Source organism: Arsenicicoccus sp. UBA2120 (genome assembly GCF_002330965.1).
Classification (GTDB): domain Bacteria; phylum Actinomycetota; class Actinomycetes; order Actinomycetales; family Dermatophilaceae; genus Arsenicicoccus; species Arsenicicoccus bolidensis.
The window spans coordinates 65,520-78,625 of sequence record NZ_DCYC01000073.1; the positions used below are offsets into that span (position 1 = coordinate 65,520).

The 13,106-nt window shown below is 71.8% G+C and carries 10 protein-coding genes; 1 reads left to right on the top strand and 9 read right to left on the bottom strand.

The window, feature by feature from the left end; genetic code table 11:
* On the bottom strand, positions 1 to 1,649 hold a 1,649-nt coding region (locus B2P18_RS11620), incomplete at its 3' end, for a GMC family oxidoreductase N-terminal domain-containing protein (RefSeq protein ID WP_286959672.1).
* A gap of 160 nt (positions 1,650 to 1,809) precedes the next feature.
* On the opposite strand from B2P18_RS11620, the gene B2P18_RS11625 reads away from it, so the two are divergent.
* A complete protein-coding gene (locus tag B2P18_RS11625) occupies positions 1,810 to 3,069 on the top strand; it encodes a glycoside hydrolase family 32 protein (RefSeq protein ID WP_286959673.1) in 1,260 nt (419 codons plus the stop codon).
* An 84-nt stretch (positions 3,070 to 3,153) separates the two neighbouring features.
* On the opposite strand, the gene B2P18_RS11630 is transcribed toward B2P18_RS11625, so the two are convergent.
* The 8 genes from B2P18_RS11630 to B2P18_RS11665 all read right to left on the bottom strand — a co-directional run bounded on the left by B2P18_RS11630 (position 3,154) and on the right by B2P18_RS11665 (position 13,037).
* Entirely contained in the window at positions 3,154 to 4,422 is a 1,269-nt protein-coding gene (locus B2P18_RS11630) for an alcohol dehydrogenase catalytic domain-containing protein (RefSeq protein ID WP_019287125.1), read from the bottom strand.
* Positions 4,423 to 4,614: 192 nt separating this feature from the next.
* Positions 4,615 to 6,210, bottom strand: coding sequence for an HNH endonuclease signature motif containing protein (locus B2P18_RS11635; RefSeq protein WP_286959674.1), 1,596 nt, complete (start codon positions 6,208 to 6,210; stop codon positions 4,615 to 4,617).
* Positions 6,211 to 6,491: 281 nt separating this feature from the next.
* A protein-coding gene (locus B2P18_RS11640; protein WP_286959675.1) for an IS3 family transposase occupies positions 6,492 to 7,696 on the bottom strand; the annotation gives its coding sequence in 2 pieces (ribosomal slippage) (positions 6,492 to 7,444 and positions 7,444 to 7,696; 1,206 coding nt in all).
* 162 nt (positions 7,697 to 7,858) lie between these two features.
* Positions 7,859 to 8,992, bottom strand: a complete 1,134-nt coding sequence (locus tag B2P18_RS11645; protein WP_029212877.1) for an ROK family transcriptional regulator — start codon at positions 8,990 to 8,992, stop codon at positions 7,859 to 7,861.
* A gap of 200 nt (positions 8,993 to 9,192) precedes the next feature.
* Positions 9,193 to 9,996 carry an ABC transporter ATP-binding protein gene (locus B2P18_RS11650; RefSeq protein ID WP_286959678.1) on the bottom strand — a complete coding sequence of 268 codons (804 nt, stop codon included), beginning with the start codon at positions 9,994 to 9,996 and terminating at the stop codon, positions 9,193 to 9,195.
* Positions 9,993 to 11,069, bottom strand: coding sequence for an iron chelate uptake ABC transporter family permease subunit (locus tag B2P18_RS11655; RefSeq protein WP_286959681.1), 1,077 nt, complete (start codon positions 11,067 to 11,069; stop codon positions 9,993 to 9,995). Before B2P18_RS11655 ends, B2P18_RS11650 begins: the two co-directional genes overlap by 4 nt.
* Positions 11,059 to 12,069, bottom strand: coding sequence for an ABC transporter permease (locus B2P18_RS11660; protein ID WP_239262602.1), 1,011 nt, complete (start codon positions 12,067 to 12,069; stop codon positions 11,059 to 11,061). The genes B2P18_RS11655 and B2P18_RS11660 overlap by 11 nt, the downstream gene beginning before the upstream one ends.
* Entirely contained in the window at positions 12,066 to 13,037 is a 972-nt protein-coding gene (locus B2P18_RS11665) for a siderophore ABC transporter substrate-binding protein (RefSeq protein WP_286959687.1), read from the bottom strand. Before B2P18_RS11665 ends, B2P18_RS11660 begins: the two co-directional genes overlap by 4 nt.
* Between the last annotated feature and the right edge of the window lie 69 nt (positions 13,038 to 13,106).

Consider the following 13,106-nt stretch of genomic DNA (forward strand, 5'->3'; position numbering starts at 1 on the left):
CGCCGGTAGGCCTCGCCCTGCGCCGGCCGCGGGTCCTCCTCGCCGCGGCGGGGCCACAGCGAGGTCGCCCGCTCGGCCTGGGCGGTGATCGTCAGTGAGGGGTTGACGCCGAGGTTGGCGCTGACCGCGGCCCCGTCGAGCACCGAGATGCCCGGGTAGCCCCACACGCGCTGGTAGGGGTCGACCACACCCGCCTCAGGGTCGTCCGAGATCACGGCGCCCCCGAGGTAGTGCGCCGTCATCGGCATGTCGACGACCTCGCCGACGCTGCCCCGCGCGTCGGCCGGGATCCCCGTCACCGTCTCCAGGTGACGGGCGATGGATCGCAGCGCCGCATGGCCGGCCGGGATCCAGGTGGGGTTGGGCTCGCCGTGCCCCTGCTCGCTCGTCATCGAGTGCCCGCCGAGCGGCCCGCGCCGATAGCTGGTCGTCAGCGAGTTGTCGCGGCTCTGCATCACCAGGCCGATGACCGTGCGCTCGCTCCAGCGCCGCAGCCACAGGGACCGGGCGGCGCCGAGCGGGTCGCGAGCCACCTCGCCGAGGTAGCGCACGAAGCGCGGCACCCGTCCGCCGCCGGGCACGAGCAGCGCGGTCAGCCCACCCATGAGGTTGGACCCGACGCCGTAGCGGCAGTTCTCGACGTGCGTGTCCTGGTCCGGGTGGAAGGACGAGGTGATGGCGACGCCCTTGGTCAGGTCCATGCCCGCCGGCACGCGACGGGTGCCGGCCCCGCCGATCATCTCGGAGTTGGTGCGCGTGAGCCGACCGAGGGCCGGTGACAGCCGCGGCAGGTCGCCGGTGTGCCGCAGCCGGTGGAGCAGGCGGCTCGTCCCGAAGGCGCCGGCCGCCATCACGACATACGTCGCCGTCGTCTCGCGACGGTCGCGGCCCACCCAGGCGCCGGTGCGCTCGTGCTCGACCCGGTAGCCGCGCTCGGGGCGGGACGGGTCGATGGGCCGGACCCGCGTCACGGTCCGCCGGTCCCGGATGACGGCCCCGCGCCGCTCGGCGAGCGCGAGGTAGTTCTTGACCAGGGTGTTCTTGGCGCCGACCCGGCAGCCGACCATGCAGCTGCCGCACTCGGTGCAGCCCGTCCGCGCCGGCCCCTCGCCCCCGAAGTAGGGGTCGGCCACCGTCTCCCCCGGCCGGCCGAAGTAGACGCCCACCGGCGTCTTGCGATAGCTCTCCTCGACCCCCATCTCGCGGGCGACGTCGAGCATCAGCCGCTCCACCGGCCCGTCGCAGGGGTTGGTGACGACCCCGAGCATCCGCGTCGCCTCGTCGTAGTGCGGCGACAACTCGCTCTCCCAGTCGGTGATGTGCGCCCACTGGCGGTCGCTGTAGAAGGGGCCGTGCGGGCGGTAGAGCGTGCACGCGTAGTTGAGCGAGCCACCGCCGACGCCCGCGCCGGCGAGCACGAGCACGTCGGGCAGCCGGTGGATCCGCTGCACCCCGAAGCATCCCAGCCGCGGTGCCCACAGGAAGTTGCGCACGTCCCAGCTGGTCTTGGCGAAGTCCTCGTCCTCGAACCGCCGCCCCGCCTCCAGCACCTCCACGCGATAGCCCTTGGCGGCCAGGCGCAGCGCCGCCACCGATCCCCCGAACCCCGAGCCCACCACCAGCACGTCGACGTCTGTCACCAGGTCCATGAGGCACCTCTCCCCCGGGACGACCCCGGCCGTATGGCGCCCCGCCCCGTCGCGTGGTCGCCCGCTGCCGCACAGTGTCGCACCCGCGAAGCCACCGCAGCGTCGTCGCCCCCGCGGACCGCGGAGGCGCAGGGGTCCGGTCCTCGGGCAGGCTGTCCCCATGACGGTCCCCCAACCCGCCCTGCCCCGGCACCACGTGCGACCCCGCCGCGGCTGGCTCAACGACCCCAACGGGATGACCCGCCACGGCGGGCGCTGGCACGTGTTCTACCAGCACAGCTCCGCCGCCGCGGTGCACGACCGGATCGAGTGGGGCCACGCGAGCAGCACCGACCTGGCCCGCTGGGACGAGCACGCCGTGGCCTTCGGCCCCACCACCGGCGGGCCCGACGAGTTCGGCTGCTGGTCAGGCGTCTTCGTGCCCGGCCTGGACCGCCCCGCCGTGGCGTACTCAGGCGTCGTGGACGACACCTTCGCGAGCACCGTGTGCCTGCGGTGGGCGCTCGACGACGACCTGGGCCGCTGGTCCGAGCCGATCGTCGTCGGTGAGACCCCCGAGGTCGACGGCATCGCGGTCATGCGCGACCCGTTCGTGTTCACCCACGGCGGCCACCGGTGGGCGCTCCTGGGGGCCGGTCTCGACGACGGCACGCCCGCCGTCCTGCTGTACTCCTGCGACGACATCCTCGCGTGGACCTACGTCGGGCTCTGGCTCACCCACGCGGATCCCGTTGCGGCACAGCACGCCCCGGCCGACATCTGGGAGTGCCCGCAGCTCGTGCGGACCGCAGGTGGCACGGCCCTCGTGCTCAGCCTGCAGCACGAGACGATCCTCGACCGCGCGGTCTGGCTGGTGGGCGATCTCGACACGGATGCGGAGGGCCGTCCGGCGTTCACCTCCCGCAGCGGCGGGGACCTGGACGCAGGGGACGTCCTCTACGCACCGCAGGTCCTGCACGACGAGCCCGAGCCGCTGCTGATGGGCTGGGTCCGACAGGACGGGATCCCCGCTGACCCGGACGACCCGGATGCCGACCTCGTGGCGGGGTGCCTCACCTTCCCTCGTCGGCTCACGGTGGAGGGGGACGTGCTCCGCAGCCGCCTCGACCCCGCGGTGGAGTCGTTGGTGGTGCCCGAGCCAGGACGCGTGGCCCCTGCAGGCCGACCGGCCACGATCGAGGACGCGGGCGTGGTGCGCGTGCCTGGAGGCGTCGGGGAGTGGCGGCTGACCGGCCTGGCGGGCGCCGTCGGGGGGCCCGTCGGTGACGGGGTCGACGTGTGGATCGACGGCGAGGTGGTCGAGGCCCATCCCCACGACGGGAGCGCACCGAGCACGTGGCGTGACGTGGGGACGCGCGTCTGGACCGTCGAGGCCGACGTCGCTGCACAGCTGGACGCGTTGGCCCCGACGTCGCGCTGAGGCCCGGCCCGTCGAGACGGCGGGCGGACGGCATACGGCAGCGGCCCCCTCCCAGGATCGGGAGGGGGCCGCTCGGTCAGCAGGTCACTCGACCGTCGACGCCGTCTTGTGCTCGAGGAGGAACTTCTCGGCCTCCTCGTTCCAGATGTTGTTGTTGCGGCCGCAGATCTCGGCGAGGCCGGCAAAGAACTCGTCGTCCTTGCCCAGCTCGGCGAAGTCGTCGATCGCGGTCAGCGGCATGCGCACCCAGGGGTAGATGAGCTTCTTGCCACCAGGGATGTTGGGGTAGTTGAGGACCGTCTCGGGCACGGAGTCGAGGCCGCCGATGTGGGTGACCATGAACGACGGGTTGAGGTCGCCGCGGGCGGACATCTCGAGGGACTCGATCATGTCGCCGGTGGAGCCGCCGGAGGTGCCGACGATGTGCGTGGCCTCGTAGTGCACGTTGTAGAAGTTGAAGTCCGCGACGAACTTCTTGTCGGTCGGGCCGGCGAAGAAGTTGAGGCAGCCGTCGAACCCGAGGATCTGGTCGCCCAGCTCGACGAGCGCCTTGACCGGGGCGTAGACGAACACGTCGTCGTAGCCCTTGCCCTCGGGGGTGATGTCGCGCAGCAGCTGCACGGGGTCGCCACCGGTGGTGTTGACGTAGCGCAGGTCGACGCCCTTGGCCTTGGCGTCCTCGACGGTGATCAGGCTGGCGACGCGGTCGAGGCGGGCCTGGTCGATGTCGACGACGACGAGCAGCGACGGGGTGTAGGGACCGTTGATGGCGTACTCGATCGCGCCGATGCCCATGGGGCCGGCACAGCCGAGCAGGGCCATCTTGCCGCCCTTGACCGGGCCCATGAAGTGCTCGTAGACGAACGGCTTGGTGTGGTACTGCGCGTGGAACCCGCCGATGATGCACGACATCGGCTCGGCCAGACCGGCGTTCGCGAAGTAGGTGCCGTCGTAGTTGAGGACGCAGCCCTTGTCGATCGCGATCTTGGGGATGATCGTGTAGTGCGTGTCCCCGCCGAAGTAGGGGTAGGAGTAGCCGCTGGAGTAGCCGTTCTCCAGGCCCATGGCGGGCTGGATCGCGATGAGCTGGCCCACCTGGTAGTCATTCTCGTAGTCGGCGCCGACCTCGACGATCTCGCCGGCGAACTCATGCCCGGCCATGACCGGGACCTCGGAGATGTTCGGCGGGACGCGCTTGTGGTCCTCGCCGAGGATGGTGGCCTTGTACGTCGACATGCAGATGCTGTCCGACATGACCTTCATGAGGATCTCGTCGCGCCCGATGGGGGGCAGCTCGACGTCGGTGACCTTGATCTTGCCCTTGCCGTGGATGACGGCCGCTTCAGTGCGCATGACTTCACCGTATGACGTCGCCCGGCTTTTGTCTAGAGGTTGACTAAAGTTCGCAGGTGCGGGCATCCCCCGTCGCCTGGCCGACCGCCGGCGACGCGCGTCTGCCCGGGCAGCCTGGCGGGCTGTCCGGGTGGACGTGTCTGTGGATGGGTCGGCTGGCGGTCGGTCGGTTGGGGGTCGCTTCGTGGTGGGTCAGGCGGTGAGGGCGTGGTGGCCGGGTGGGCGCGGGGCTGGGTCGCCGGGTGGGCGTGACGGTTGCCCGCCTGGTGGTGGCTGCCCGTGTCCGTCGTCGGGAGGTTCGCGTCCTGCGCTGGGAGCGCCCGCACCTGAGCCACCCTTCGCGCCCGCCCCAGTCCCCGTGCTCCCGCCGGCACCCGCGCCAGCACTGACGCGGTCGTCAGCGTCGCTCTCGGGCCCGGTGCTGCTGTCGGTGTCAGGGTCGGGTGGTGGGGTGGGGTGCCAGCCGGTCCAGGTGTGGGTGATGTCCCACTGGACGCGGGACCCGTCGGCGGTGACCCGCCCGGTGATGTGGTGGGCGTGGATGAACCGGTGGTGGTGCCCGCACACCAGGGCCAGGTTGGCCAGGTCGGTCGGGCCGCCGTCGGCCCAGTGCACGATGTGGTGGGCCTGGCACCACGACGCGGGCGCGTCGCAGCCGGGGAAGCTGCACCCCCCGTCGCGGACCTCCAGGGCGCGACGCTGCCGGGCGGTGGCCAGGCGGGTGGTGCGCCCCACATCCAAGGGCCGACCGGCCGGGTCCAGCCAGACCGGGGTCACGTCTGCGCCGCAGGTCAGCTCCCTGGCGGCGCGGGGCCCCAGGATCGTGCCCAGGTCATCGACGCACGCGGCCGGGACCGGACACCCGCACGGCCCCCCGCCACCGGTGCTCGTGGGGCGCCACAGCCCGAACGCGTCCTTGGCGCGGTGCTCGCACGGCTCCAGCAACGCGTCCGGGGTCAGCACCAACGACGCCCGCGCGGTCGCGCCCATCGGCCCCCGCACCCCTGAGGACGCCGCGATCCCCACGATGGTCAGCAACGCGTCCAGACGTCGTTGCGCCGCGGTCCGCTCGTCCCGCACCACCGTCCCATCCGGCAACGTGGAGGTCTGCGGCGCGGAGAACGCCGTCAACGCGGCCTGCAACCGGACCTTGTCCACGTCCCCCACCACCCCGCGGAAGGCCCACAACCCGTCCCCGGTCGCCGAGAACGTGCTCACCCCCCGGCGGGACTGCTCGTGCCGGGCCGCGTGCTCCTGGTCGGCGACCGTGGCGTACCGGGCCAGCATCATCAACCGGAACCCGTCCAGCTCCGCGCGCGCGTCCACCCGGGCGGCCAGGTCCGCGACGCCCGCCGCGACCTGCTCGTGCCAGACCGGGTCCGTGGCCCCGACCAGCTCGGCGTGGACCCGCGCCGCGTGGACCGCGTCGGTCGGGGTGACCTGCCCGGACAGCAACCCCGCCCGCAGCGCCGCCAGCGCCGGCTTGTCGCAGGCCATCAGCGCGCGACGCATCAGGAACGACTCGGTCCGGGTCACGCCCGCCCCGTGGTCGGTCAACCACGCCGCGGTCGACGCCGACCCCGACTCGCGGACGGTCCCGCGGCTGGTGGCCTGGTCCGCGCACGACAGCACCAGGCCCCGCGCCGCGGTCAGCAGCGCCCCGGCGTGGGCGGCGACCTCGGCCAGGTCGTCGGTCTGCACGTGCCCCATCCCGTCCACCAGGGTGCGCACCACCTCGACCAGGCCCGGCAGGGCCTGGGACGCGGCGGTCACCTCGAGGTAGGACATGCCCTGATTCTATCGAACGCGTGTTGGGAACAACAGATCTAGTCACCTGGCTGCGCGGACTTTCACCCCCCGCACCCAGGCGACCCCGCACCGCACCCCCGCCCGTCCAACTCCGTTGACCCACAGTCACATTCACGCCGCGCCGTCTCGCGCTGCCGAACCCGTCTCACCCTGCAGCACGAGACACCCACGCCAGCCCGAGCACACCCCAACCACCCACCCGCCACGCCTCACGTCACCACACCCGTCTCTGGGGTTGACCCCGTTCGACGGACACCGGCTTAAGCGGCTTCTGCCGCCGCGTTGAACCCGCGCTCGAAGGCTACCGGGCTGATGTTGCCGAGCGCGCTGTGGCGTCGACGGCGGTTGTACACGGTCTCGATCCATTCGGTGACGCTGCGGATCGCCGCGGCCCGGGTGGCGAATTCGTAGCGGTTGTAGTGCTCGGTCTTGAGCGTTGACCAGAAGCTCTCCTGCTGGGCGTTGTCCCAACAGACTCCCGTGCGCCCCACGGACAGACGCACCTTCAGGTCGCGGGCGGCACGGTCCAGCTGGTCCGAGGTGTACTGGCAGCCGCGGTCGGCGTGGAAGATGACCCCGGTCGTGTCACCCTCGCGGAAGGTGGCCGCGCGACGCAAGGCGTCCTCGACGACGTCGGTGTGCAGGCTGTCGCTGAACGCGTACCCAATCACCCGGCGCGAGCAGCCGTCACGCACCGCGCACAAGTACAGCCAGCCCTCACCAGTGGCCAGATAGGTGATGTCCGAGGTCCACACCGTGTTCAGCTCTCCTTGGTCGAAGCGGCGCTCAACCAGATCCGGAATCGAGTGCGCGGACGGGTCCACGATCGTGGTCACCGGATGCCACGAGCGGGGACTGATGCCCTCAATCCCCTTGGCGCGCATCACTTTCGCGACCGTCTTACGGGACACGACCTCACCGGCCTGACGCAACTCAGCGGTGATCCGGGGCGAGCCGTACACCCCATCAGACTCCTCATGAGCGGTCAGGACCTTGTCGGCCAGGTCGAGCAACCGCTGCTCGCGCGGACCCGGCCCGGCCGCCCGTCGCGCGACCCAGTCGTAATACCCCGACCGGGACACCTCGAGCAGGTGACACATGTCCTCGATCGTGGATCGAGGACCTTCGCTGCAGGCCTTCTCCGCGTGGATCACTGCGAACGCGACGTCTGGTTCGACGCGTTCTCCGCCACGAAGAAGGCCGCTGCTTTTTTCAGGAACTCCCGATCCATCCGCAGCTGAGCGTTCTCCGCGCGCAAGCGCTCCAGCTCGGCCCGCTCATTGATATCACCCGCCGGCGGCGGCTCATCCATCCGTGCACGCTCCCTGGCGACCCACCGACCCAGCAGCTGCTCACCGATCCCGATCTCTGAGGCGACCGCCGCGATCGTGCGGCCGGAGTCGATCACCAGATGAGCGGCATCACGGCGGTACTGCGGGGTGAAACTCTTCCTCTTGGCACCCATGAAGGCATCCTCTCCCGCCCAGCTACTCAGAGCCGGGCCAGTCAGGGTGTCCGTCGAACGGGGGCAACCTCATCTCACCCTGCAGCACGAGACACCCACGGCACCCTGAGCGCAGCCGCACGCCGGGGCCGCACCCGCCGCGAGCGCGAACGGCGGGGGGAATCAGGACGAGACGAGGCGAGAGACACGACCCGGCTCGAAGTACGCGTCCGCCGCCAGCCGCACGGCGCCGGCCAGGCCGGACCGCCCGCCGAGAAGCGTCGTCCGCAGGCTGAGGGTCTGCAGGGCATACTCCCCCGCCCCCTCGTCGAGCGCCCGGCGCAGCGGTGCCATCAGGACGCCCCCCGCCCCGGAGAGTGCGCCACCCACGACGACGGTCGTCGGGTTGAGCAGCCGCACGACCTCGGCGAGGGAGCGCCCGAGCGCCTCGCCCACCTCGCCGACCAGCTGGCAGGCCAGCGGGTGACCGTCCTCGACGAGCGACACGAGGTCGAAGCTCGTCCTGGCCTCAACCCCGTGCGATGCCAGCCGGTCTCGCACGACATACCCGCTGGCGACGTCCTCGAGGCGACGCAGGCGACCGTCCGGCCCGGGCAGCGTCAGCACGCCCACTCCGCCACGCTCGCCGCGATAGACCCGCCCGTCGAGGACGAACGCGCAGCTGATGCCCATGCCGACCCGCAGGACCACGGTGTGGTCGCCGGCCCCGAGCGCGGCGTGCTCGGCGACCGCCATGGTGTTGACGTCCCGGTCGACGACCTGGACGTCGCCGCGGATCGTCAGCAGGTCCGTGAACCTGACTCCCTCCCAGGCGCTCTCGCGCAGCGGCGCCCCGATGAGGCCGGTTCGCACGTCGACCGGCCCGGGCACGCCGACCCCCACCGCCCGCACGTCCGCCGGCGAGCGGCCGATGCCTGCCAGGAGGGAGGCGATCCGACCGTCGGCCCACGCCGCCACCCCCGCGGGGCCGGTGGGCAGCCCGATGTCGGCGCCGTCCTCGGCGAGGAAGCGACCAGCCATGTCGGTGATCCCGACGCGGGTATAGGCACCACCGACGTCGAGGCCCACGACCAGCCCGAGGTCGTCGTCGACCGCGAAGGTCTCGGCGGGCCGACCACCCTCGCTGGCCCCGAGCCCTCGGCTCACGACGAACCCGGCGGCGAGCAGCTCGTCGAGCCGCTTGCCGACCGTCATGCGTGCCCAGCCGAGTCCGTCGACGAGCCCGCGCCGGGTCGCCGGTCCGTGCTCGCGCAGGTGCGCGAGCACCTCGCCGGCACCGGTCTCGGTCGCAGCCATCGGCGCACCTCCTCGCCCGCGGTCCGCCGGGAGCCTTCGATGCGCCAGGCGTCGACGCGGCACCACGACACGGACTCGATCGCGTCAGACCAGGTCGGCCGGACCTTTTGAGCATAGCTGCACCAAAGCCCCTGGCGCCGGAGGTCGCTGCCGGAGGTCGGTGGCGCAGGTCAGCGCCGGCGAGGTCAGCGGCGGCGAGGTCAGCGGCGGAGGTAGTGACCGACAGGCCGGCCGTGCACGCGGTCGACCGTGATCGGCACGGCGAAGATCTCCTCCAGCAGGCCCTCGCGCATCACCTCGTCCGGGCTGCCCGCGGCGACGACCCGGCCGTCGCGCATGGCGACGATCCGGTCGGCGAAGGCGGCGGCGGCGTTGAGGTCGTGCACGACCACCACGACGGTCTTGCCCAGCTCGTCCACGGCGCGCCGCAGCAGCCGCAGGATCCCCAGGGCGTGCCGCATGTCGAGGTTGTTGAGCGGCTCGTCGAGCAGGACGTAGTCGGTGTCCTGGGCGATGACCATGGCGATGAGCACCCGCTGCCGCTGGCCGCCGGACAGCTCGTCGACGAACCGGTCGGCGAGGTCCTCCAGGTCCAGGTAGTGCAGCGCCCGGTCCACGCGCTCCACGTCGATCGGCCGCAGCCGCCCGCCGCAGTGCGGGAACCGCCCGAAGCCCACCAGGTCCCGCACCCGCAGGCGCACCGCGAGGTGATGCTCCTGACGCAGGATCGCGAGTCTCCTTGCCAGCACCGAGGACTCGCAGCGGGCGACGTCGAGGTCGTCGACGCGCACCTCGCCCCCGTCGGCAGGCAGCAGGCGGGCGACGATCGAGAGCAGGGTCGACTTCCCTGCGCCGTTGGGCCCGACCAGGCAGGTCAGTCCGCCGGTGGGCAGGTCGAGGGTGACCCGGTCGACGACGGTGGTGCCGTCATACGACTTGGACACCTCCCGTATGGCGATGCCCGAGGTGGTCGCGGTGTCCTGGTGGACGGCGGTGGAGGTCATGCGCGGGCCCTTCGCAGGAGGAGGACGAGGAAGGTGACGCCGCCGAGGAGCTCGACGACGAGGGAGAGGGAGCCTTCGAGGCCGAGGGCCTTCTCCAGGACGAGCTGGCCGCCGACGAGGGTGACGACGGCAGCACCGCAGGCGGCGGGGACGACGTGGGCGTGCCGATGGGTCCCCACCGTCTGGTAGGCGAGGTGGGCGACCAGCAGGCCGAAGAAGCTGGTGGGTCCGACGAGCGCGGTCGCCGCGGCCACGAGGAGCGCCACCAGGGCGAGGACCGCGAGCTGGCCGCGCCGGTGGTCGAGGCCGAGGGACACGGCGATGTCGCGGCCGAGCGCGAGGACGTCGAGGCGTCCCGCGCGCCAGATCGTCCAGGCCGCCGCGAGCGCGACGATCACCGCGGTGACGCCCACGAGCCGCAGGTCGGCGCCGTGGAAGTCGGCGAAGAAGCGGTCCTGCAGCACGATGAACTCGGTCGGGTCCATCGCGCGTTGCATCAACGTGGACAGCGCTCGGAAGAAGCCGCCGATCACCACGCCGACCACGACGACCATGTGCAGGCTGCGCCCGAGGCCGACGAGCAGCCACCGGTAGAGCGCGACGGCGAGCAGGGTCATGGCGGTCGCCTGCCAGGCGAAGCTCGAGACCGGGTCGAGGGTCAGGCTGCCGGTGACGCCGAGCAGCACCACCGTGCCGGTCTGGACGAGCAGGTAGAGCGCGTCGAAGCCCATGATCGACGGCGTCAGGATCCGGTTGGCGGTGACCGTGTGGAACAGCACGGTGGCCAGGGCGACGCCGACACCGACGACGGTCATGGTCGCGAGCGTGGTCAGGCGTCGCGGGAGGATGAATTCCAGGGTGGTCTGGTCGATCGCCCTCAGGTCCAGGCCCCAGAGCACGTATGCCGTCGCGGCTGCCGCCGCGAGGGCCCACCACCCGGCGACGCGCAGGCCGGGCGCCCGGCGCCACCCCCCGCAGCTGCGACGCGTGGCCGCCGCCTCGACCTGCCGCCTCCAAGGCTCGACGGGCTCGACGGGCGCGATGGGCTTGTCCGTGAGGGGTTCAGCGGACACCGCGGACCCCCTTGAGGAGCATGGCGAGGAAGGCCCCGGCGCCGACGACCCCGAGGATCGTGCCGATGGGGAGCTCGTGCGGGGCGACGAGCGTCCGGGCGAGCAGGTCGCAGAGCAGCACCAGGGTGGCGCCGCCGATGGCGACCCAGGGGACGCTGCGGCGGGCGTTGCCGCCCATCGCGAGCACGACGATGTTGGGGACGACCAGGCCGATGAAGCCGAGCATGCCGACGGTGACCACGACCGCGGCCGTGGTGACGGCGACGATGCTCATCCCGATCGCCATGGTGCGGCGGTAGTCGAGGCCAAGGTTGGTGGCCACGTCCTCCCCGAGGCCGGCGACCGTGAACCGGTCGGCGACCACGACCGCGAGCGCCGTGAGCACGCCCGCCAGCCAGAGCAGCTCGTAGCGGCCCTGGATCGTGGCGGAGAAGTCTCCGGTCATCCAGGCGGAGAGGCTCTGGATCAGGTCGTAGCGGTAGGCGACGAACGTGGCGACAGCACCGACGATCCCGGACAGCACGAGCCCGATGAGCGGCACCACGAGCACGTCGCGGATGGTCACGGCGCTCACGAGTCGCAGGAACACGGCCGTGCCGGCGAGGGCGGCCACGGCGGCGACCGCCATACGGGCCAGAACCGGGGCATCGGGCCAGGTGAGGGCCATGACGAGCAGCCCGAGGCTGGCGAACTCCATGGTCCCCGTCGTCGACGGCTCGACGAAGGGGTTGCGGGTGAGCAGCTGCATGATCAGGCCGCACACCGCGAGCCCGGCACCCGCCAGGACCAGGGCGATCGTGCGCGGGAAGCGACTGATCGCGAGCAGGTCCAGCGCCTCCCCGCGACGCGCGGGGTCGAGCAGCGCCCCCGGTGACACGTCGGCGACGCCGACGAAGAGCGAGCAGGCCGCGAGGATCCCCACGGCGACCACCCCGCCGAGCAGCAGAGCTGCCTGGCGGGGTCGCTGCCTCGTCGGTGCGGGCGGGGCGAGCGTCGTCACAGCCCTGCCGCGACCTCGTCGACCATGGCCGACAGGTTGTCCAGCCCGGTGCCGGTGACGTACCAGCGCTGGCCGTCCAGGTAGGTGATCTTGTTTCCGGCACCCGCCGGGGTGGCCTTGACCAGCGCGTTGTCGAGGACCTCCTTGGCGGCCTTGCCGCTCTCGCCGATCGCGGCGTCGCGGTCGACGACGAAGAGGTGGCCGGGGTTGGCGGCCTTGATGTACTCGAAGCTCGCCGCCATGCCGTGGCGGTCCTCGGTCATCTTGGCCGCGGTGGGCTTGACGCCGAGGGCGGTGTGGATGAGGCCGAACCGGGACTGCGGGCCGAACGCGCTGACCTTGCCACCGCTGGTCATGAGGATCAGGCCGGTGCCGGCGCCGGCCGCCTTGGCCTTGGTCGCGGCGACCTTGGTGTCGACAGCGGCCAGCTTGGCCTTGACCTCGGCCTCCTTGCCGAACACCTGGCCGAGGGAGGTGTTCACCTTCTTGACGCCCTCGAAGAAGTCGCCCTTGGACGACACGGTGGTGTCGATGGTCGGCGCGATCTTGGCGAGGTCCTTGTACTTCGCCGCAGAGCGGCCGCCCACGACGATGAGGTCCGGCTTGTCGGTCGCGAGCTTCTCCAGGTCCGGCTCGAACATCGTGCCCAGGTTGGCGTACTTCTCGGCCTTGTACTGCTGCAGGAAGGCGGGGAGGCCCTGCTTCGCGAGGCTCTTGACGGAGTCGCCCGCGCCCATGGACGTGATGCTGTCGAGGGCGCCCATGTCGAGCACGGCGACCTTCTTCGGCTGCACGGGGACCTGGGTGGCGCCCTGGGCGTGGGTGATGCTCACGGTCCTGGCGCTGTCGGACGCGGCTGCCGACCCCGACGAGCCGGAGCCCGCGGTGGCCGAGCCGCACGCGGCCGTCGACAGGGCGACCGTGGCGAGGATCGCGGTGCGGGCGGGGGTGAGCAGGCGGGACGACATGGTGCTCCGATCGACAGAACCGATGAGAAGGATAGGGAAACCTTAGTAAGGTCAGCCTTTCCTATCAAC